This window comes from Actinokineospora inagensis DSM 44258, assembly GCF_000482865.1.
Taxonomy (GTDB): Bacteria; Actinomycetota; Actinomycetes; order Mycobacteriales; family Pseudonocardiaceae; genus Actinokineospora; species Actinokineospora inagensis.
In genome coordinates this window covers 16,486-36,610 of the sequence record NZ_AXWW01000046.1, presented here as the reverse complement: position 1 = coordinate 36,610, position 20,125 = coordinate 16,486, and the positions used below count along the sequence as shown (strand labels likewise).

Here is a 20,125-nt window from a genome sequence, read left to right as displayed (position 1 = left end):
CCACGTGGTGTTCACCACGGGGACCGCTTGGCCTATCCCGGATACGCCGAGTTCACACTATTGTCATGAGAACCCCGGATGACCCCGGGGAAGCAACACGCGTGGGTGAGGACCGACTCCGCACCGGAGAACGGACCGCGGCCCACGTACTCCGGCCGCACGACGAGGTGCGCTGCCACTCTCCGCACGACGAGGTGCGTTCCACCGCCTGAGCCTGGGCGAAGCCGTATCCGCCGCACCGTTTCGACGCGCGGCACCGGGCCGCCGCGGCTGGTCGGAGTGCACCCGTGCCCACCCCCAGCCGCTGGATCCACGTGCCCGCGTGCGCGCCTCCAGAGCACTGGGAGGGCCGCTAGCTGTGACGACCCGCCAAGACCACCTCGCAGGTGGTCTCTATGACGAGCAGTACGAGCACGACGCCTGCGGGGTGGCCTTCGTCGCCGACCTCGCGGGCCGCCGGGACCATGGCATCGTCGCCAAAGCCCTCGTCGCCCTGCGCAACCTGGAACACCGCGGCGCCCGGGGCGCCGAGCCGGACACCGGTGACGGTGCCGGGATCCTGATCCAGGTGCCGGACGCGTTCTACCGCGCCGTCACCGGTTTCGACCTGCCCGACGCCGGTGCGTACGCGGTCGGCACCGCCTTCCTCCCGGTGGACGCGGCGGAGCGGGCCCAGGTTGTCGCCGTCGTCGAATCGATCGCGGCCGAGGAGGGCGCGGTCGTCCTCGGCTGGCGTGAGCTGCCGGTCAACCGCGAGCACGCGGGCGCGACCGCCGCCGCCGTGATGCCGCACTTCACCCAGTTGTTCCTCGCCGCCGCCGACGGTGTGTCCGGGCTGGCCCTGGAGCGGCTGGCCTTCTGCGTGCGCAAGCGCGCCGAGCACGCCGCCGACGTCTACTTCTCGTCGCTGTCCTCGCGCACGGTCGTCTACAAGGGAATGTTGACCGAGCCGCAGGTCGAGGCGTTCTTCCCGGACCTGGCCGACGAGCGGGTGACCAGCTCGATCGGCCTGGTGCACTCCCGGTTCTCCACCAACACGTTCCCGTCGTGGCCGCTGGCGCACCCGTACCGCTTCGTCGCGCACAACGGCGAGATCAACACGCTGCGCGGCAACCGGAACTGGATGGACGCGCGCGAGTCGCTGCTGGCGGGTGACCTGATCCCCGGTGACCTCAAGCGGATCTTCCCGGTGATCACCCGCGGTGCCAGCGACTCGGCGAGCTTCGACGAGGTGCTGGAGCTGCTGCACCTGGGTGGCCGCAGCCTGCCGCACGCGGTGCTGATGATGATCCCGGAGGCGTGGGAGAACCACGCCGAGATGGACCCGGCGCGTCGGGCGTTCTACCAGTTCCACTCGACGCTGATGGAGCCGTGGGACGGTCCGGCGCTGGTGGCGTTCACCGACGGCACCCAGATCGGCGCGGTGCTCGACCGCAACGGCCTGCGCCCGGCCCGCTACTGGGTGACCGAGGACGGCCTGGTCGTGCTGGCCAGCGAGGTCGGCGTGCTGGACATCGACCCGACGACGGTGGTGCGCAAGGGCCGCCTCGAACCGGGCCGGATGTTCCTGGTGGACACCGCGCAGGGCCGGGTGGTCGACGACGAGGAGATCAAGGGCCAGTTGGCCACCGAGCACCCGTACGGCGAGTGGGTCGCCACGGGTCTGCTGCCGTTGGCGGACCTGCCCCGGCGCGAGCGCGAGGTGCCGACGCACGCGTCGCTGGTGCGCGGGCAGCAGGCGTTCGGCTACACCGAGGAAGAGTTGACCGTCCTGTTGGAACCGATGGCCCGCACCGGCGCCGAGCCGATCGGGTCGATGGGCAACGACGCCCCGCTGGCGCCGCTGTCCCGGGCGCAGCGGCCGCTGTTCGACTACTTCAGCCAGTTGTTCGCCCAGGTGACCAACCCGCCGCTGGACGCGATCCGGGAGGAGCTGGTGACCTCGCTGGGCACCCAGCTCGGCGCGGAGCCGAACCTGCTCGGCGCGGGCGCCGACTCGTGCCGCCGGATCACGCTGCCGTTCCCGGTGCTGGACAACGACGAGCTCGCCAAGATCGTGCACGCCAACGACGACGGCGACCTGCCGGAGTTCCACGCGGTCACCGTCCACGGCCGGTTCGACGTGCGCGGCGGCGGTGACGCGCTGCGCGAGCAGTTGTCCCAGATCCGCGCCGAGGTGTCCCAGGCGATCAAGGCGGGCGCGCGCGTGGTCGTGTTGTCCGACCGGGGTGTTGACACCGAGTCGGCGCCCATCCCGTCGCTGCTGCTGGTCGGCGCCGTGCACCAGCACCTGGTGCGGGAGAAGACGCGCAGCCAGGTGAGCCTGGTGGTCGAGTCCGGTGACGCCCGCGAGGTGCACCACGTCGCGCTGCTGATCGGCTACGGCGCGTCCGCGGTCAACCCGTACCTGGCGATGGCGACCGTGGAGGACATGGCCGACCGCGGCCTGATCCCCGGCACCGACGCGCACACCGCCACCCGCAACCTGATCAAGGCGCTGGGCAAGGGCGTGCGCAAGACCATGTCCAAGATGGGTGTGTCCACTGTGGCCTCGTACCACGGCGCGCAGATCTTCGAGGCGCTCGGCCTCGGCGCCGAGGTGGTCGACGCCTGCTTCACCGGTACCACGTCCCGGTTGGGCGGCATCGGGTTCGACGTGCTGGCCGAGGAGGTCCGGCAGCGGCACTCGGTGGCCTTCCCGGCCGACGGGGTGCACGCCGACCACCGGGAGCTGGCCGTCGGCGGCGACTACCAGTGGCGCCGCGAGGGCGAGCCGCACCTGTTCAACCCGCAGACGGTGTTCAAGCTGCAGCACTCCACCCGGGCCGGGAAGTACGAGGTCTTCAAGGAATACACCCGGCTCGTCGACGACCAGTCGACGGCGCTGAAGACGCTGCGCGGGCTGTTCGCGTTCAAGGAGGGCGTGCGCCCGCCGGTGCCGGTCGAAGAGGTCGAGCCGGTCAGCGAGATCGTGAAGCGGTTCGGCACCGGCGCGATCTCCTACGGGTCGATCTCGCAGGAGATGCACGAGACGCTGGCGATCGCGATGAACCGGTTGGGCGCCAAGTCGAACACCGGTGAGGGCGGCGAGGACCCGGAGCGGCTCTACGACCCGGCCCGCCGCTCGGCGATCAAGCAGGTGGCCTCCGGCCGGTTCGGCGTGACCAGCGAGTACCTGGTCAACGCGGACGACATCCAGATCAAGATGGCGCAGGGCGCGAAGCCGGGCGAGGGCGGTCAACTGCCCGGCACCAAGGTGTACCCGTGGATCGCCCGGACCCGGCACTCCACGCCGGGGGTCGGGTTGATCTCGCCGCCGCCGCACCACGACATCTACTCGATCGAAGACCTGGCGCAACTGATCCACGACCTGAAGAACGCCAACCCGGCGGCCCGCGTCCACGTGAAGCTGGTCTCCGAGGTCGGGGTCGGCACGGTCGCGGCGGGGGTGTCCAAGGCGCACGCGGACGTCGTGCTGATCTCCGGGCACGACGGCGGCACCGGCGCGTCGCCGCTGTCGTCGATCAAGCACGCGGGCGGGCCGTGGGAGCTGGGTCTGGCGGAGACGCAGCAGACCCTGCTGGCCAACCGGCTGCGCGACCGGATCGTGGTGCAGACCGACGGTCAGCTCAAGACCGGCCGCGACGTCCTGGTGGCCGCGCTGCTGGGCGCCGAGGAGTTCGGGTTCGCGACCGCGCCGCTGGTGGTCTCCGGCTGCGTGATGATGCGGGTCTGCCACCTCGACACGTGTCCGGTCGGTGTGGCGACGCAGAACCCGGTGCTGCGGTCACGGTTCAGCGGCAAGGCGGAGTACGTGGTGAACTTCTTCGAGTTCATCGCCCAGGAGGTCCGCGAATACCTTGCGGCGCTTGGCTTCCGCTCCCTCAAGGAGGCCGTGGGCCACGCGGAGCTGCTGGACACCCGCGCCGCGGTCGACCACTGGAAGGCCGCCGGGCTGGACCTGGCGCCGATCTTCTTCGTGCCGCCGCTTGAGCCGCGCGCCGCCCGGCACCAGACCGTCGCGCAGGACCACGGTTTGGCGCGGGCGCTGGACAACACGCTGATCCAGTTGGCCGAGGGCGCGTTGGCCTCGGGCGACAAGGTGCGGCTGGAGCTGCCGGTGCGCAACGTCAACCGGACCGTCGGCACCATGCTCGGCTCCGAGGTGACCAAGCGGTGGGGCGGCGAGGGCCTGCCCGACGACACGATCGACGTGACCTTCACCGGTACCGCCGGCCAGTCGTTCGGCGCGTTCCTGCCCCGCGGCGTGACACTGCGGCTGATCGGCGACGCGAACGACTACGTCGGCAAGGGCCTGTCCGGCGGTCGGATCACCGTGCGGCCGCACGATGGCGCGCAGTTCGCCGCCGAGCAGCACGTCATCGCGGGCAACGTCATCGCCTACGGCGCCACCTCCGGTGAGGTGTTCCTGCGCGGCAAGGTCGGCGAGCGGTTCTGCGTGCGCAACTCCGGCGCGCTGGCCGTCGTCGAGGGTGTCGGCGACCACGGCTGCGAGTACATGACCGGTGGTCGGGTCGTCGTGCTCGGGCAGACCGGCCGGAACTTCGCGGCGGGCATGTCCGGCGGCATCGCCTACGTGCTCGACCTGAATCCCGCCCGGGTCAACCCGGAGATGGTCGACCTGGACCCGCTCGCGGTCGAGGACGCCGACTTCCTGCGCGAGGTGGTCGCCCGGCACGCCGCCGAGACCGACTCGGCGGTGGCGCGGGCGCTGCTGGCGGACTGGGACAACGAGGTCAGCCGGTTCACCAAGGTGATGCCCACCGACTACAAGCGGGTGCTGGCCGCGCGGGCCGCCGCCGAGGCCGAGGGCCGCGACATCGACCAGGCGATCATGGAGGCCGCACATGGCTGACCCCAAGGGCTTTCTGACCACCAAGCGCGAGAACGCCACCCACCGGCCGGTTTTCCTGCGGCTCAAGGACTGGCGCGAGGTCTACGACGAGTTCGGCAACGAGCGGGTGCAGCAGCAGGCCGGGCGGTGCATGGACTGCGGGATTCCGTTCTGCCACCAGGGTTGTCCGTTGGGGAACCTGATCCCCGAGTGGAACACGCTGGTGTGGAAGGAGGACTGGAAGCGGGCGGCCGAGCGGCTGCACGCGACCAACAACTTCCCCGAGTTCACCGGCACGCTCTGCCCGGCCCCGTGCGAGTCGGCGTGTGTACTGGGCATCAACGACGACCCGGTGTCGATCAAGCGCGTCGAGGTGTCGATCGTCGACCGCGCGTGGGACGAGGGTTGGGTGACGCCCCAGATCGCGGCGACCAAGACCGGTAAGAAGGTCGCGGTCGTCGGCTCCGGTCCGGCCGGGCTGGCCGCGGCGCAGCAACTGACCCGCGCGGGCCACGACGTGGTGGTCTTCGAGCGGGCCGACGCCGTCGGGGGGCTGCTGCGCTACGGCATTCCCGAGTTCAAGATGGAGAAGGCCCGGCTGGACCGGCGGCTCGACCAGATGCGCGCCGAGGGCACCGAGTTCCGCACGAGCGTCAACGTGGGCGTCGACGTCACCGCCGAGCAGTTGCGCGCCGAGTACGACGCGGTGGTGCTCGCCGGCGGCGCGACGGCGTGGCGGGACCTGCCCGTCCCCGGCCGCGACCTGGCCGGGGTGCACCAGGCGATGGAGTACTTGCCGCCCGCCAACCGGGTGGCCGCGGGCAGGCTGGACCGCTCCCCCATCCACGCCGGGGGCAAGCACGTGGTCGTCATCGGCGGCGGCGACACCGGCGCGGACTGCGTCGGCACCGCGCACCGGCAGGGCGCGGCCTCGGTCACCCAACTGGAGATCATGCCCAAGCCGCCGCTCTCGCGCGCCGAGGCGCACCCGTGGCCGACCTACCCGATGCTGTACCGGGTGACCTCGGCCCACGAGGAGGGCGGCGAACGCGTCTACTCGGTGTCGACGACCGAGTTCGTCGGCGACGACGCGGGCAATGTCCGCGCCCTGCGGATCACCGAGGTGGCCATGGAGAACGGCCGGTTCGCCCCGGTCGAGGGCTCCACCCGGGAGATCCCGGCCGACCTGGTCACCCTGGCCATGGGCTTCGTCGGCCCGGAGAAGGCCGACCTGCTCACCGACCTCGGCGTCGACCTCGACGACCGCGGCAACGTCGCCCGCGGCCGCGACTTCCAGACCTCGGTCGACGGAGTCTTCACCGCGGGCGACATGGGCCGCGGCCAATCGCTGATCGTCTGGGCCATCGCCGAGGGCCGCTCCGCCGCGGCCGAGGTGGACACCTACCTGACCCAGCGCACCGTCCTGCCCCGCCCGATCGAACCGACGGACCGCCCCCTGGTCTGACCGGTTCCCCCGGACAACGGCCCCCGCGAGCAATGGCGCTCGCGGGGGCCGTGCTTTGTTTGGACGCCCGTGGACGCCGATGCCGTCAGCAGGTCGGCACGGTGCCCGGCAGCGCCGATCAGGTCAGCGCGGTGTTCGTCCCCGCCACGTTGGCGCTGATGGCGCCGACCACCGGGATGGTCAGGTTGATCGAGACCGGCGTGACCGAGACGCTGGACCCGGCGTTCACCACGTGGTTGAGCCGGACGGTGCCCAGCACGCCGATCGAGATCGTCTGGTCGGGCACCGGGTTCGGGATCAGGTTGCCGAGTACCCGCAGGTTGGTGAAGGTGGCCGAACCGCTCGACGAGCGGTTGCCCACGGCGTCGGTGGTCGTGGTGGCGGTGGAGCCGATCGAGTCGGCGGTCACCACGGTGCCGAGCAGCGGGATGGTGAGCAGGCTGACGTTGCTCACCGACACGTTGGCGGTCGAGGTGCGCAGGCCCGCCGCGTCCTCGGTGCCCGCGGCGCTGACGCTGACCGTGCCCACGGTACCGACGAGCGGCACCGCCGGGGGCGACAAGGTCTGCCCGCTGGAGGCGGGGGTCGAACTGGACACGTCGGCCGGGACGAGGTTGGTCGACCCGAGCGGGGTGGTGGCGGTGAGCCCGGACGCGTGGGCTTCGAAGTGGTAGGGGACGGCCGCGGCGGCGGGCTGGGCCAGCCCGACCGCGGCGGCGCTCACCAGGGCGAGCGCGGCGGGGATCATCCGGCGGGCAACACTGCGCATGCGAGGTTTCCTCCGATTCCGGCCCAACGATGTGGGCCACCTGGATCATGGCCCCGCGGCCACCCGGAGTGCTCCCGTACAGCGCACGTTCCAGCCGAACAGCCCCGCCGAATCACCCTTCTCCCAATCGTGCGCACGCAGCGCCGAGTGCACATGCGTGCTCATGAGCAGATGCGGCGGCCGAATGGGCGCGCGGCCCACCCGGTCGAGCGAACCCTGTCCAGCCGGTGGCTGCGGAGTGCACAATCGCGGCATGGCAGAGCAGTTCACCGATGCGGAGTTCTCGTTCCTGCGGCATGTGCGTTTTGGCGAGCTGCCCGCCCGGGTTCGCCCCGAGGACATGGTCATCCTCAAGGAGACCGACCCCGCCCCCGACTACGCCGACCTCGCCTACGACGCCGAACACACCCGCCGGGCCTGACCTACCGAACGCGCGACGGGTGGTGACCGGGATCGACACGGCGCGGTAGGGCAAGGCCGGGGTCATGCTGCCGCTGACGTACTTGACCACGCGCGGCAACGGGTTCCGGACCGTGGGCGGCAAGTCGGAGACCCCGGCGCCCACGCAGGTGCTGGTCGGCGTCCCGGACACGGTGAAGCCGACCGGGAGGGTCACCGTGAAGGTGAAGCTGAACGAGGTGGGGATGGTCGAGTTACCGACCGACAACAGCAGCATCGGCGGCGTGTTGATTGCCGAGGCCTCCACCGCGTACGCCGCGTAGAGCGACGGCGGCGGGCACCAAGCGACGGAACGGACATCGCATCGACGTCACCTTTCGCACCGAGCACTGGGGACGGCGCTCGTCACCTTCCCCGGTACCCGGTGCGTGGGTGTCCACACCGGTCGGACCGCGGCATTTCACCCACCCGACCGGCGGCTCACCGAACGCGCGACGGGTGCGGCGCCTCGAAGTAGATCGACGCGCAGGTGCTCAGGTTGGTCCCGATACCGGATGTGCCGGTGATGTTCGCGGCGCACGTGTTGTAGGTGCCCTCGGTGGTGGTGGTGACCGGGATCGTGGCCGTGCAGGAGGCGGTGGACATGTTGAGCGAACCGGTGACGTACTTCATCACCGCGGGCAGCATGGTCCGTTCCGAGGTCGCGCTGCGGAACGGCGGCGAGTCGGTGATGGTGCCGCCGCTGCACGTGGTTGTCGGCGTCCCGGACACGGTGAAGGTCAGCGGCAGGGTCACCTGGAACTGGAAGCTGAAGTTCTGCGGCACGATCGGCTGGTTGGAGATGGTGAACACCAGGTTCCGCGCCGTGTTGATCGCCGAGGCGCCCACGCTGTACGCGGCGGTCAGCGTTGACCCCACCGTGGCCTGCGCGGGGATCGCCGTGCCTGCCACCACGACCGCGGCGGCCGCGACGGCGGCGGGCACCAGGCGGGAATACGAACTTCGCATCGGGGTCACCTTTCACGATCACCTGCGCACCAGACCGGTGCTCCTCAACCTGGTACCCGATGTGGACCATCCACACCGGACATCCCCATCGGACAGGTGGTGGTTTTCACCCACCCGGGCGGTGGTTCAGCCCGCGCGGGACGGGTGCGGCGCCTCGAAGTAGATCGACACGCAGGACGCGAAGTTGGTCAGGCCGCTCAGGTCCGCGATGCCCGCCGGGCACAACGAGGAGGTGCCCTCGGTGGTCGCGGTGACCGGGACGGTGATCGTGCACGTGTTGAGGCCGAGGTACATCGATCCCTCGACGTAGACGTTGTTCGGCGCGGGACCGAACGCGCTCCGGCCCAGCGGGGTGGTGGACACGGTCGTACCGCCGCAATCGGTGCTCGGCGCGCCCGCGGGGGTGAGTCCGGCCGGGATGGTCGCGGTGAACCCGTAGCTGAAAATGGTCGGCGCGTCGGAGTTGTGCGCGACCAGCACCAGGTTGCGGGTCGCGTTGATCGCGGACGCGCCCACGCTGAACGAGGCGGTCAAGGTCGGGGTCAGCGCGGCGTGCGCGGGCGTGGCGAGTGCCGCGGCGGCGACGAGGGCGACGGAGGTGGGCAGCAGGCGGGAAAGCAGACGGGACATGGCTCGCCTTTCACGTCGGGCACCGGGGTGGCTCGCCTTGCAGCGTGCACCCCGGGCACCCGACGCGCTCAGGCGCGCGTCGTCCGAATCGGACGACGCCCAGTTGGGCGGCGGTGGAGTTCACCCACCCGGGGTCACATGTTGATCATGTGTCCGGCCAGGCCGTGGATCGCCTCCTTGACCGCCTCGCCCAGCGTCGGGTGCGCGTGCACGTTGCGGGCCACCTCGTGCACGGTCAGGTCCCACTGCTGGGCCAGGGTCAGCTCCGGCAGCAACTCGGTGACCTCGGGCCCGATCAGGTGGCCGCCGACCAGCTCGCCGTAGCGCTTGTCGCTGATCAGCTTCACGAAACCGCCCGGGTCGCCCAGGCCGTGCGCCTTGGCGTTGGCGGTGAACGGGAACTTCGCGACCTGCACGTCGTAGCCCTTCTCCCGCGCCTGCGCCTCGGTGTAGCCGAAGCTGGCGATCTGCGGCTGGCAGTAGGTCGCCCGCGGGATCATCGCGTAGTCCAGCTCCATGGTCTCCGCGTCCGCGATGGTCTCCGCCGCGATGACGCCCATGGACTCGGCGGCGTGCGCCAGCATCAGCTTCGCGGTGACGTCGCCGATGGCGAAGATGTTCGGCACCGACGTCCGGCAGAACCCGTCGATGTCGATCGCCTTGCGCTCGGTCAGCCGGACGCCGGTGTTCTCCAGGCCGTAGCCGTCGACCCGCGGCGCGAACCCGATCGCCTGCAGCACCTTGTCCGTCTCGATGACGTCACGGGTGTCGCCCTTGGCCACGGTCACCTTGACCTTGTCGCCCGAGTCGTCGATCTCCTCGACCCGGGTGCCGACCCGCACGTCGATGCCGAGCTTCTTGTACCGGCGCAGCAGCTCCTTGGAGACCTCCTCGTCCTCCAAGGGCACCATCCGGTCCAGGAACTCGACGATGGTCACCTTGACGCCGTAGTTGTGCAGCACGTAGGCGAACTCGACGCCGATCGCGCCTGCGCCCGCGATCACGATGCTCGCCGGGAGCGTGTCGGAGAGGATCTGCTCCTCGTAGGTGACGACGCGCTCGGACAGCTTCGTGCCCGGCAGCAGCCGGGTCGTCGCGCCCGCCGCGATGATCGCGTTGCCGAACGTGACGGTCTCACTGCCGCCGTCGGCGAGTTTGACGTCGATGGTGTTCGCGTCGCGGAACGTGCCCCACCCGGTGAACTGGGTGATGCCGTTCTTCTTCATCAGGTAGTGCACGCCCTTGACCCGGCCGTCGGCCACGGTCCGGGAACGCTGGAAGGCGGCGCCGTAGTCGAGGCTGATCGAGCCGTCGACCTGGATGCCGAACGTCTTGGTCTCGTGCTGGAGGATGTGCGCCAGCTCGGCGTTGCGCAGGAGCGCCTTGGAGGGGATGCAGCCGACGTTGAGGCAGACACCGCCCCAGTACCGCTCCTCGATGATCGCGGTCGACAGCCCGAGCTGGGTCGCCCGGATCGCCGCCACGTACCCGCCCGGCCCCGCCCCAACCACCACGACGTCGAAGTGTGTGCTCATACCACCACGATATTCGCCCCACCCTGGCCGACGCCCGGCACCGCCCACAACCGCGACCCCGCCCACACCGGCCGGAACCGGTGGGTCCTGGCCACTGTGGATGGCAGTCGCCTGCGGGAAGAGTGCGCGATCGCCTTACTCGCCGACGGCTTCGGGAGCGGTCCAGCGAATGCGGATTGACTCCGCCTCGCGCGGGGCACGGTGGTCCGCGGCCGCCAAGGCGGCTGTGATGTCGTCGACCACGTCGGGCCGGGCCAGTGCGCCCGGCCCGACGGCGGTCTTGGCCAGGGTGACCCGACGGGTCGGTACCCCGGTCGGTTCCGGTGTGCGGCCGGGGCCGACGAGGACGAGGCCGCGGACGATGTCCGGGAACTCGGCCGCGATGCGGCAGGCCACGTCGGTCAGCGCGGTGTGCGCGACGACCTGGGTGCGGGTGCGCCGGTCGGCCAGCGTCTCCAAGACGTCCTCGACCCGGTCGAGGGAGCCCGCGCCGTCCGCTCCCGGCGGGATGGCGCACCAGGCGACCTGGTAGAGCTGTTCCAGCGGTTGCCAGGCGACCGGGAGATCGGCGGGTCTCGCGGCTGCGGGGCTGAGCACGACCACCGCGGGCCCGTAGTCCAGCCCGCGCCACAGCGGTGCCTGCGCCGTGGGGACCACCGTCAACCGCGTGCCGCGTGCCATGTTCCGCCTCCCGAGTCCGAAAATCCCCCGTCCGCTGGCTACCCAGGTCAGGTGGTTTCAATCACTCGATAGGCGCAGATCACACCTCAGTCGGTGGGCTGGTGCAGCACCGCGAAGTTGAGCTGGCCCTCCGCGTCGGGCTGCACGTCGAGGACCTTGTCGGCGAGCAGTTCGGCCGCCCCCGGCTCGAGGAAGACCTGCGCCGCGTTCGCGGTCACCACCTGGTCGCCCGCCACCGGTTCGGGTGCCAACGCCACCGCCAGTGGTGCTCCGTCGACCTCGGGCGTGACCAGGGTGAACCGCAGCCCCCCGGTCTCCGGCACCCCGTCCTGCGCGGTCAGCGCGCTGATCGCGTCCGCCGCCGCCTCTGTCACCGCCAGCATGTCTGGCTCCTTTCCGTGTCACCTTGTCGTGCGGCTTGCGCGACCCACCGTAGGCGGAACGGCCGCGGCCCGCCGGGCGGGACCCGACCCGCCTTGTGCCCGCTTCGGCGTGATCTTTAGAGTGCTCCGGTAGCGGTTGAGCAAGCAGCCGCAGCACGCCGGGGGCGACAGCCCGAGCCAGCAGGCCCTTCGGGGACCTCGCCGCCCGGCACTCGCGGGAAGCGAGGGGCTGCGTGCTGCCCGACCCCGCCGGTCTCCCGGCGGTGTTGTCGCTCGTGACGCGTCCCCTCGCCGAACGCGGACAGCCCCTGTGTCGACCCCAACGTCGCGCCGGGGTCGGCCGGATGGACGCGGAGCGGGAGGGAAGACCGTCATATGGGCACCGCGGTGCGAAGACCGCAGGGGCGAGCCGGAGGGCGCCGGTGACGCCGGACCCGAACTCGCGGGTGGCCCAGTTGCAGTCCGAGTTGGACGGTCTGCGGCGCGCCCTGCGCACCCGGGCGACCATCGAGCAGGCCATGGGCGTGCTGGTGGTGTTGCGCCGGTGTTCGCCGAAGGAGGCGTTCGACGCGCTGGTGCGGCTCTCCCAGCAGTACAACACCAAGCTGCACCGGGTCGCGCACCTGGTGGTCGGCATGTTCGCCGAACCGTCGGTCGAGCCGCTGGACAGCTACCTGCGGCGCAACATCGGCGGTGACGAGTCCGAGCCGGACGCCGGAGTGGCGCCGGTGCGGTTGGACGAGGCGCTGCTGGACGCGGCGCGGGCGCTGGCGAAAGCCGGTCAGGAGCGGGCGGAGTTGGACCAGGCGGTGCACGACCTGTACCGGGTGTTGGTGGAGCAGGGGTGGGTGCCGCCCTACGAGGTGCTCGGCCCGATCGCGGACTCGGCCCGTCCGTGAGCGGCGGCCACTCGAACGCGCACGTGTCCCCGGCCGGTTTTGCGGGTACGTGGTCGACATGACCGGAACCCCGTGCCGATGACCAGCGGCGAGCAGAACGCGCACTCGTCGTCCGGGGACGTCCCGAACGGCGGTCGGCCGGTGCGCGGTCGGGTGGCCGTGCGGGTGCGCGCGGACCTGGCGAACCTGCCCGTGTTGCGGACGGTCGCGGGGGTGTTGGCGGCCGGGTTGGACGACGACCCGGACACCTGGGCGGACCTGACGCTGGCGGTGGACGAGGTCGCCGCCACGCTGGTCGGGTTGGCCGCGCCGGGCGCGGTGCTGGAGTGCGCGTTCGTGCCGCACGCCGGGGCGTTGGAGGTGGACGCGTCGGTCGAGGCGGTGGACGACGCGGGCCCCGATACCACCTCGTTCGGGTGGCAGGTGCTCACCGCTCTCGCCGATAGTGTCGAGTGCGGTGTTGCCCCCGGTTCGGACGGGAGACCCAAGGTGCACATCAACGTCTTGCGGACCGGGACGGCGGGTGCCGGGTGAACGCGGAGACACCGACCGGCTCCGCGCACGAGTACAGCCACTTGGCGCCGCTGTTCACGGAGTTGGCGGACTTGCCCGAGGAGGACCAGCACCGCGAGGTGGTGCGGGACAAGCTGGTGACCGGCCACCTGCCGCTGGCCGAGCACATCGCGCTGCGGTTCGCCCACCGCGGTGTGGCCCGCGACGACCTGACGCAGGTCGCCATGGTGGGCCTGATCCACGCGGTGGACCGGTTCGACCCGACCAGGGGCATCGACTTCCTGTCGTTCGCCGTCCCCACGATCATGGGCGAGGTGCGCCGGTACTTCCGGGACACGGCGTGGGCGGTGCGGGTGCCGCGCCGGTTGAAGGAGCTGCACCTGACCATCACCGCCGCGGGCAACGAGCTGTCCCAGCGGCTGGGCCGGGCGCCGACGCCGAGCGAGATCGCCGCTCACCTGGGGATGAGCCGGGAAGAGGTGTACGAGGGCTTGGAGGCCGGTCAGGTCTACCAGTCGGTGTCGCTGGACGAGGCCCTCTCCGCCGGTGACCCGGACTCCGACCCGCTGGCCGACACCCTCGGCGAGGACGACTCGGCGCTGCTCGGCATCGAGGACCACGAGTCACTGCGTCCCCTGATCGAGCGACTCCCGGAACGGGAACGCCGGATCCTGCTGCTGCGGTTCTTCCGGAACATGACGCAGACCCAGATCGCCGAGAAGATCGGCGTGTCGCAGATGCACGTGTCCCGCCTGCTGGCCCGCACCCTGGAGACGCTGCGTGCCGGTCTGGTCACCGACGAGCGCTGAACAGGACTTTCGCCCCCTTCCTGGTACACACTGATGGAGTAACCCAGGAGTCGGGGAGGCAGGCGTGGCACGACCGATTTGGCACGGTGCGATCAACTTCGGGCTGGTCACGGTCCCCGTGGACCTCTACAGCGCCACCGAGGACCACACCATCAGCTTCCGCCAGTTCGAACGCGGCACCTCCGACCGCATCCGCTACAAGCGGGTGAACGAACGCACCGGCGCCGAGGTCGCCTACGCCGACATCGTCAAGGGCGCCGAAGTCGGCGGCGGTGAGTACGTCATCATCGAACCGGAAGAACTGGACCACATCGCCCCCGGCCGCTCCCGCACGATTGACATTTCGTCATTCGTGTCGGTCGAGGAGATCGACCCCATCCACTTCCAGAAGACGTACTGGCTCGCCCCGTCCAAAGAGGAGTATTCGAAAGCTTACAGCCTCCTCCTCCAAGCCATGCGAAAGACCAACCGAGCAGGCGTAGCCACCTTCGTCATGCGCGGCAAGGAATACCTGACAGCCATCCGCGCCTCCGACGACGACCTGCTGGTCCTCACCACCATGCTCTTCGTCGAAGACCTCCGCGACCCCGCCAAGGAAATCAAGTCCCTACCGGAAATCACCCCCGCACGCGGCAAAGAACTCGACATGGCCATCAACCTCATCGACTCCATGACCGACCAGTGGAACCCCGACGACTACCACGACACCTACACCCAACGCGTAGAACAATTGATCGAGGACAAAAAAGACGGCCGCGACATCGTCGCCGAAGAAGCCCCCCAGTCCCCCACCAAGGTCATCGACCTCTTCGAAGCCCTCAGCAAAAGCGTCGAAAGCCGCAAAAAGCGCACCACCCCCACCCCAAACCCAACCGAGGACGACCTCACCTCCCTCACCAAATCAGACCTCGACAAACGCGCCCGCGAACTCGACATCAAGGGCCGCTCCAAAATGACCCGCGACGAACTCCACCAAGCCATCACCGCCGCCTCCACAAAAACCCAAGCAGCCTCCTAACCACAACAACAAATCACCAAGCGCCACCCCAAAGGTCCACCCCCACCCCCATCGACGAAGGCCGCCAGCCTGCGCCGCGCGCCTCGGGACCCGCCGACACCAACTGCCCGTTGTGGTGGAGTTGTTTTGTTTGGGGGGAGCGGTGGCCTAAGCCGGCTGGCGGGTAAGGCCACGCTTTCCAGTGGCCCCGCCTTTTAGCCTTACCCAGGCTGCCGCTAGGGGCCCCAAACAAAACAACTTCACCACAACGGGCACCCCGCATTTATCTGGCGCCCGAGGCCGGCGTCGCCGCCAGGCGACCAGGCCGAACCCCGAGGCGCAGCCGAGGTCCAGTGCCCCCTCACACCAAGATCAACCCGACGAAAAGCCCCCAAATACACAGCCTAGACCGACCCCCCGACAAGAACGCCCACCCGCCCAAGCACCATGATCAACCCAAACTTGAGCCCCTGAATAAACAGCCTACCCAAGCCCCCCGACAAGATCGACAACCCACAAGATCCACACCCCTCAACACTCGATCACATTCAACGCCAACCCCCCACGCGCCGTCTCCTTGTACTTCGTGTGCATGTCATTCCCCGTCTCCCGCATCGTCTTGATCACCTTGTCCAGGTGCACGACATGCGTCCCGTCCCCCCGCAACGCCATCCGCGATGCGTTGATCGCCTTCGTCGACCCCACCGCGTTCCGCTCGATGCACGGGATCTGCACCAACCCCCCCACCGGGTCACACGTCAACCCGAGATGATGCTCCAACCCGATCTCCGCCGCGTTCTCCACCTGCGCCACCGACCCACCCAGCACCGCGGTCAACCCCGCCGCGGCCATCGCGCAAGCAGACCCGACCTCTCCCTGGCACCCCACCTCAGCCCCCGAGATCGATCCGGTCTCCTTCAACACCACCCCAATCGCCGCAGCGGTGAGGAGGAAGTCAACAACCCCATCATCATTCGCCACCGACAAGAACCGCGTGTAGTAGTGCAACACCGCAGGAATGATCCCCGCAGCACCGTTCGTCGGCGCGGTCACGACCCGCCCACCCGAGGCGTTCTCTTCGTTGACAGCCAAGGCGAACAGGCTCACCCAGTCCATCACGTACAGCGGATCCCCTTCACCGCTCTCCGCGAGAAGCTTGTCGTGCAACGCTTTCGCCCGCCGAGGCACGCGAAGCCCCCCGGGCAGCACGCCCTCCTGCTCACACCCCCGCGCCACGCAGTCCTGCATGACCTGCCAGATCGCCAGCAGCCCCGACCGCACCTCGGCCGCGGTACGCCACACCAGTTCATTGGCGAGCATGACCTGCGCGATCGTCTTCCCGCTGGACGCGCAGTGCGCCAACAGGTCCGCCGCGGTGCGGAACGGGAACGGCACCGGCGTCGTGTCGGCCGAGATCACCGGCCCGTCCGCGGCGTTCTCGTCGAGCACGAAACCGCCGCCCACGGAGTAGTACGTCCGTGACGACAGTTCGGTCCCGTCAGCGGACCACGCCACGAAGGTCATCCCGTTGGGGTGCAACGGCAGCGACTTGCGCCGGTGCATGACGAGGTCGGTGTCCTCGGTGAAGGCGATCGGGTGCGAACCCAGCAGCCGGAGCCGCCCGGTCTCCCGGATGGCGGCGACCCGGGACGGCACCGAGTCCGTGTCGATGTCTTCCGGCCGTTCCCCCTCCAGGCCGAGCAGCACCGCCTTGTCGCTGCCGTGGCCGTGGCCGGTGGCGCCGAGTGAGCCGAACAGCTCGGTCCGCACCCGGGCGGTGTCGCCCAGCGCTCCCGCCGCGCGCAGCCCGTCGGCGAACATCAGCGCGGCGCGCATCGGCCCGACGGTGTGCGAGCTGGACGGCCCGATGCCGATGCTGAACAGGTCGAAGACACTGACCGCCACGACGTTTCCTCCTTGTTAGGCCGCCGGGCCGCGCCGGGTCTCGGCGCGGCCCGGGGCGGTCGATCAGCCCAGCTCCGGGTAGAGCGGGCGGCGGCGCACCAGCGCGGCGACGCGGTCGCGCAGCCGGTCGGTGCTCGCCTGGTCGAGGTCGGGCCGCAGCGCGACCGCGATGATGTCGGCGACCTCGGTGAAGTCGGCGGCGTCGAAGCCGCGGGTGGCCAGCGCGGGGGTGCCGATGCGCAGGCCGGAGGTGATCATCGGCGGCCGCGGGTCGAACGGGACCGCGTTGCGGTTGACCGTGATCCCGACCGAGTGCAGCCGGTCCTCGGCCTGCTGCCCGTCCAACCGGGAGTCGACCAGGTCGACCAGCACCAGGTGCACGTCGGTGCCGCCGCTGAGCACCTTCACCCCGGCCTCGGCGCAGTCCGGCGCGGTGAGCCGCTCGGCGAGGATCCGCGCTCCCTCGAGTACCCGGCGCTGGCGCTCGGCGAACTCGGCGGAGGCGGCGATCTTGAACGCGACCGCCTTGGCGGCGATGACGTGTTCGAGCGGGCCGCCCTGCTGGCCGGGGAACACCGCCGAGTTGATCTTCTTGGCCAGCTCCTTGGTGCACAGCACCACGCCGCCGCGCGGACCGCCGAGGGTCTTGTGCGTGGTGGTGGTGACCAACTGGGCGTGCGGGACCGGGCTCGGGTGCAGCCCGGCGGCGACCAGGCCCGCGAAGTGCGCCATGTCGACCATGAGCAGCGCGTCGACCGAGTCGGCGATCCGGCGGAACTCGGCGAAGTCGAGCTGGCGCGGGTAGGCCGACCAGCCCGCCACGATCAGCTTCGGGTTGTGCTCCTTGGCCAGCCGCTCGACCTCGGCCATGTCGACCCGGCCGGTGTCCTTGTCGACGTGGTAGGCGACCACGTTGTACAGCTTGCCGGAAAAGTTGATCTTCATGCCGTGCGTGAGGTGCCCGCCGTGCGACAGGTCGAGGCCGAGGATCGTGTCCCCCGGCTTGAGCACCGCGAACATGGCGGCGGCGTTGGCCGAGGCACCCGAGTGCGGCTGCACGTTCGCGTGCTCGGCGCCGAACAGCGCCTTCACCCGGTCGATGGCCAACTGCTCGACCACGTCGACCTGCTCGCAGCCACCGTAGTAGCGCTTGCCCGGGTAGCCCTCGGCGTACTTGTTGGTCAGCACCGAGCCCTGCGCCTCGAGCACGCCCACCGGGGCGAAGTTCTCCGAGGCGATCATCTCCAGCGTGTTCTGCTGGCGGGCCAGCTCACCGGCGACCGCCGCGGCGACCTCCGGGTCGACCTCGGCCAGCGACTGGCCGAACGAACCCCCGGCCATCAGCCCTCCTTCGTGTGCTCGGCGTACGCGGCGGCGTCCAGCAGCTCCGGCTCGCTCTCGACGCGCAGCCGGAACAGCCAGCCGTCACCGAACGGGTCGGTGTTGACCAGCTCGGGGGTGTCCACAACCGCCTCGTTGATCTCCACCACGACCCCGTCCGCCGGGGCGAACAGGTCCGACACCGACTTGGTCGACTCGATCTCGCCGCACGACTCGCCCGCGGTCACCTGCGCGCCCACCTCGGGCAACTGGACGTACACCACGTCGCCCAGGGAGTCGGCGGCGTACTTGGTCACCCCGACGGTGGCGGCGGTCAGGTCGGCCGTGTCGACCCACTCGTGCTCCGCGGTGTAGCCGAGGTTCTCCGGGTTGCTCATCTGGATCTCGTTCTCCTGGGTTCAGGCTGGACGCTGGTAGAAGGGCAGCTTGACGACCTCGACCGGGGTGCCGGTGCCGCGGATGTCCACGGTGAGCGCGGTGCCCGGCTCGCTGACCGCGACCGGCACGTAGGCCATCGCGATCGGGTGGCCCAGCGTCGGCGAGAGCGCGCCGCTGGTGACGGTACCGACCTCGGTGCCGTCGGACGCGAGCACGGCGTACCCGTGTCGGGGGGCGCGCCTGCCCTGGCCGACCAGACCCACCAGCACCTTGGTCTCCACGTCGGCGTCGCGGCGGCGCCGCAGGGCCGCCTCGCCGACGAAGCCGTCCGGCTTGTCGAACTTGACGACCCGGCCGAGTCCGGCGTCGAACGGGGTGAAGTCGGCGGTCAACTCGTTGCCGTAGAGCGGCATCCCGGCCTCCAGCCGCAGCGTGTCGCGGCAGGCGAGCCCGGCCGGGAGCAGGCCGTGGTCCTTGCCCGCCTCGGTGAGCACCCGCCACACCTCGGCGGCGCGGTCACCGTCCACATAGACCTCGAAGCCGTCTTCGCCCGTGTAGCCGGTGCGCGCCAACAGGATGTCAATTCCCGCGATGGCGGCGGGAACGCTGGCGTAGTACTTGAGCGCGTCGAGGTCGGCGCCGGTGACCGAGCCGATGATCGCGGTCGATGTGGGGCCCTGCACGGCGATCAGCGCGAGGTCGGCCGAGCGGTCGGTGACCTCGACGTCGAACTTCTCCGCCCGCTCGCGCAGCGCGGCGGCCACCGCGGGGGCGTTGGAGGCGTTCGCGACGACCATGAACTTGTCGTCCGCGAGCCGGTAGACGACCAGGTCGTCGAGCACACCACCCGCGGCGTCGCAGATCATCGTGTAGCGGGCTTTGCCCGGCTTCACCGCGGACAGCTTGCCGACCAGCGCGTAGTCCAGGGCGCGCGCCGCCTCGGGACCGGTCAGCTCGATCTCGCCCATGTGGCTGAGGTCGAACAGACCGGACGCGGTGCGGACCGCCTTGTGCTCGGCGAGCTCGCTGCCGTAGCGCAGCGGCATCGACCAGCCCGCGAAGTCGGTGAACGCCGCGCCGAGCGCTTCGTGCACCGCGTGCAGCGGGGAGGGTGTGCTCATGGAACTCGGGTCTCCTTCGGGCGCCGGGAACAGGTCGTGTCCGCAGCGTGGCACGCCGGGAGCGCGTGGCGCAGCGTGACTGGGTCATCACAGCGCGGCGCGACCGGTCGGGCCATCGATAACTGTGGCGTATGTGGGGATCGGTGCGTCTTTACGCTGTATTCGGTGCGGGTCATGGGGAGCTCCTGTGCAGCGCGCCGGTGGACGACCGGCGCTGGAACTCCCCCTCTGTCATGGCACCTGAGAGCTTCGCCGCGAGCGCGGCTTGCACCGTGGGTGAGACGCCGAGATCGCGTCTTCTTTCCAGAGTGGCCTGGCGGGAACGGTAGCTTTACCTGAGAGATTGACGGGGAGTTTGCTCCTTCGGTGCCCCGACCCGTGGGTCGAGGACTCTCCCGGTCCCGCTCGTACGGCCCGATGTGTGGTTGTGCCCGCGA

Annotated in this window: 18 protein-coding genes and 2 riboswitches; of the genes, 8 read left to right on the top strand and 10 right to left on the bottom strand. The window is 70.1% G+C overall.

The features are described from left to right. The first annotated feature begins 358 nt into the window (after positions 1–358). On the top strand, positions 359–4,876 hold the full coding sequence (gene gltB / locus H504_RS0117770; protein WP_026423871.1) for a glutamate synthase large subunit: 4,518 nt from the start codon (positions 359–361) through the stop codon (positions 4,874–4,876). After that, a complete protein-coding gene (locus H504_RS43665; protein ID WP_026423870.1) occupies positions 4,869–6,320 on the top strand; it encodes a glutamate synthase subunit beta in 1,452 nt (483 codons plus the stop codon). The genes gltB and H504_RS43665 overlap by 8 nt, the downstream gene beginning before the upstream one ends. A 118-nt stretch (positions 6,321–6,438) precedes the next feature. On the opposite strand, the gene H504_RS0117760 is transcribed toward H504_RS43665, so the two are convergent. Beyond that, positions 6,439–7,089 carry a choice-of-anchor P family protein gene (locus H504_RS0117760; protein ID WP_157440491.1) on the bottom strand — a complete coding sequence of 217 codons (651 nt, stop codon included), beginning with the start codon at positions 7,087–7,089 and terminating at the stop codon, positions 6,439–6,441. A gap of 253 nt (positions 7,090–7,342) precedes the next feature. Between H504_RS0117760 and H504_RS42060 the strand changes: the two genes are divergently transcribed. Then, entirely contained in the window at positions 7,343–7,510 is a 168-nt protein-coding gene (locus H504_RS42060; protein ID WP_169735417.1) for a hypothetical protein, read from the top strand. A 64-nt stretch (positions 7,511–7,574) separates the two neighbouring features. Next, the gene (locus H504_RS0117750) at positions 7,575–7,811 is read left to right on the top strand and encodes a hypothetical protein (RefSeq protein ID WP_026423867.1); all 237 of its coding nucleotides are present in this window, start codon (positions 7,575–7,577) and stop codon (positions 7,809–7,811) included. Between the two features lie 157 nt (positions 7,812–7,968). Here H504_RS0117750 and H504_RS0117745 read toward each other — a convergent pair whose 3' ends face one another. From H504_RS0117745 to H504_RS0117725, 5 genes are all read right to left on the bottom strand, one after another. Then, positions 7,969–8,496, bottom strand: a complete 528-nt coding sequence (locus tag H504_RS0117745) for a hypothetical protein (RefSeq protein ID WP_157440490.1) — start codon at positions 8,494–8,496, stop codon at positions 7,969–7,971. A gap of 126 nt (positions 8,497–8,622) precedes the next feature. Continuing rightward, complete coding sequence (locus H504_RS0117740) at positions 8,623–9,126, bottom strand: hypothetical protein (RefSeq protein ID WP_026423865.1); 504 nt, start codon at positions 9,124–9,126, stop codon at positions 8,623–8,625. Positions 9,127–9,260: 134 nt separating this feature from the next. Further along, entirely contained in the window at positions 9,261–10,661 is a 1,401-nt protein-coding gene (gene lpdA / locus H504_RS0117735) for a dihydrolipoyl dehydrogenase (protein WP_026423864.1), read from the bottom strand. Positions 10,662–10,796: 135 nt separating this feature from the next. After that, positions 10,797–11,342 carry a hypothetical protein gene (locus H504_RS0117730; protein ID WP_026423863.1) on the bottom strand — a complete coding sequence of 182 codons (546 nt, stop codon included), beginning with the start codon at positions 11,340–11,342 and terminating at the stop codon, positions 10,797–10,799. Positions 11,343–11,428: 86 nt separating this feature from the next. Beyond that, the gene (locus H504_RS0117725) at positions 11,429–11,725 is read right to left on the bottom strand and encodes an iron-sulfur cluster biosynthesis protein (protein ID WP_026423862.1); all 297 of its coding nucleotides are present in this window, start codon (positions 11,723–11,725) and stop codon (positions 11,429–11,431) included. Positions 11,726–12,147: 422 nt separating this feature from the next. On the opposite strand from H504_RS0117725, the gene H504_RS38805 reads away from it, so the two are divergent. From H504_RS38805 to ku, 4 genes are all read left to right on the top strand, one after another. After that, the gene (locus H504_RS38805; RefSeq protein WP_051385995.1) at positions 12,148–12,624 is read left to right on the top strand and encodes an ANTAR domain-containing protein; all 477 of its coding nucleotides are present in this window, start codon (positions 12,148–12,150) and stop codon (positions 12,622–12,624) included. Between the two features lie 78 nt (positions 12,625–12,702). Continuing rightward, positions 12,703–13,158, top strand: a complete 456-nt coding sequence (locus tag H504_RS0117715; RefSeq protein WP_035304741.1) for a hypothetical protein — start codon at positions 12,703–12,705, stop codon at positions 13,156–13,158. Then, positions 13,155–13,946 (top strand): SigB/SigF/SigG family RNA polymerase sigma factor, encoded by a 792-nt coding sequence (locus tag H504_RS0117710; protein WP_026423860.1) that lies wholly within the window; start codon positions 13,155–13,157, stop codon positions 13,944–13,946. Before H504_RS0117715 ends, H504_RS0117710 begins: the two co-directional genes overlap by 4 nt. Positions 13,947–14,010: 64 nt before the next feature. Beyond that, positions 14,011–14,964 carry a non-homologous end joining protein Ku gene (gene ku / locus H504_RS0117705; protein WP_026423859.1) on the top strand — a complete coding sequence of 318 codons (954 nt, stop codon included), beginning with the start codon at positions 14,011–14,013 and terminating at the stop codon, positions 14,962–14,964. A 510-nt stretch (positions 14,965–15,474) separates the two neighbouring features. Here the strand turns inward: ku and H504_RS0117695 are convergent. From H504_RS0117695 to gcvT, 4 genes are all read right to left on the bottom strand, one after another. Further along, on the bottom strand, positions 15,475–16,848 hold the full coding sequence (locus H504_RS0117695) for an L-serine ammonia-lyase (RefSeq protein WP_026423858.1): 1,374 nt from the start codon (positions 16,846–16,848) through the stop codon (positions 15,475–15,477). Between the two features lie 63 nt (positions 16,849–16,911). After that, entirely contained in the window at positions 16,912–18,189 is a 1,278-nt protein-coding gene (locus H504_RS0117690; protein WP_035304739.1) for a serine hydroxymethyltransferase, read from the bottom strand. Then, positions 18,189–18,566 carry a glycine cleavage system protein GcvH gene (gcvH, locus tag H504_RS0117685; protein WP_026423856.1) on the bottom strand — a complete coding sequence of 126 codons (378 nt, stop codon included), beginning with the start codon at positions 18,564–18,566 and terminating at the stop codon, positions 18,189–18,191. The genes H504_RS0117690 and gcvH overlap by 1 nt, the downstream gene beginning before the upstream one ends. 21 nt (positions 18,567–18,587) lie before the next feature. After that, a complete protein-coding gene (gene gcvT / locus H504_RS0117680) occupies positions 18,588–19,688 on the bottom strand; it encodes a glycine cleavage system aminomethyltransferase GcvT (protein ID WP_026423855.1) in 1,101 nt (366 codons plus the stop codon). A 218-nt stretch (positions 19,689–19,906) separates the two neighbouring features. Further along, positions 19,907–20,001, bottom strand: a riboswitch (glycine riboswitch). Then, positions 20,002–20,096: riboswitch (glycine riboswitch) on the bottom strand. Between the last annotated feature and the right edge of the window lie 29 nt (positions 20,097–20,125).

Coding starts and splice junctions, on each gene's coding strand:
- H504_RS0117715 (WP_035304741.1), top strand. CDS start 12,703: ATGACCAGCGGCGAGCAGAACGCGCACTCGTCGTCCGGGGACGTCCCG.
- H504_RS43665 (WP_026423870.1), top strand. CDS start 4,869: ATGGCTGACCCCAAGGGCTTTCTGACCACCAAGCGCGAGAACGCCACC.
- H504_RS0117690 (WP_035304739.1), bottom strand. CDS start 18,189: ATGGCCGGGGGTTCGTTCGGCCAGTCGCTGGCCGAGGTCGACCCGGAG.
- lpdA (WP_026423864.1), bottom strand. CDS start 10,661: ATGAGCACACACTTCGACGTCGTGGTGGTTGGGGCGGGGCCGGGCGGG.
- H504_RS0117730 (WP_026423863.1), bottom strand. CDS start 11,342: ATGGCACGCGGCACGCGGTTGACGGTGGTCCCCACGGCGCAGGCACCG.
- H504_RS0117760 (WP_157440491.1), bottom strand. CDS start 7,089: ATGCGCAGTGTTGCCCGCCGGATGATCCCCGCCGCGCTCGCCCTGGTG.
- H504_RS0117725 (WP_026423862.1), bottom strand. CDS start 11,725: ATGCTGGCGGTGACAGAGGCGGCGGCGGACGCGATCAGCGCGCTGACC.
- H504_RS0117750 (WP_026423867.1), top strand. CDS start 7,575: ATGCTGCCGCTGACGTACTTGACCACGCGCGGCAACGGGTTCCGGACC.
- H504_RS0117740 (WP_026423865.1), bottom strand. CDS start 9,126: ATGTCCCGTCTGCTTTCCCGCCTGCTGCCCACCTCCGTCGCCCTCGTC.
- H504_RS0117745 (WP_157440490.1), bottom strand. CDS start 8,496: ATGCGAAGTTCGTATTCCCGCCTGGTGCCCGCCGCCGTCGCGGCCGCC.
- H504_RS42060 (WP_169735417.1), top strand. CDS start 7,343: ATGGCAGAGCAGTTCACCGATGCGGAGTTCTCGTTCCTGCGGCATGTG.
- gcvH (WP_026423856.1), bottom strand. CDS start 18,566: ATGAGCAACCCGGAGAACCTCGGCTACACCGCGGAGCACGAGTGGGTC.
- gcvT (WP_026423855.1), bottom strand. CDS start 19,688: ATGAGCACACCCTCCCCGCTGCACGCGGTGCACGAAGCGCTCGGCGCG.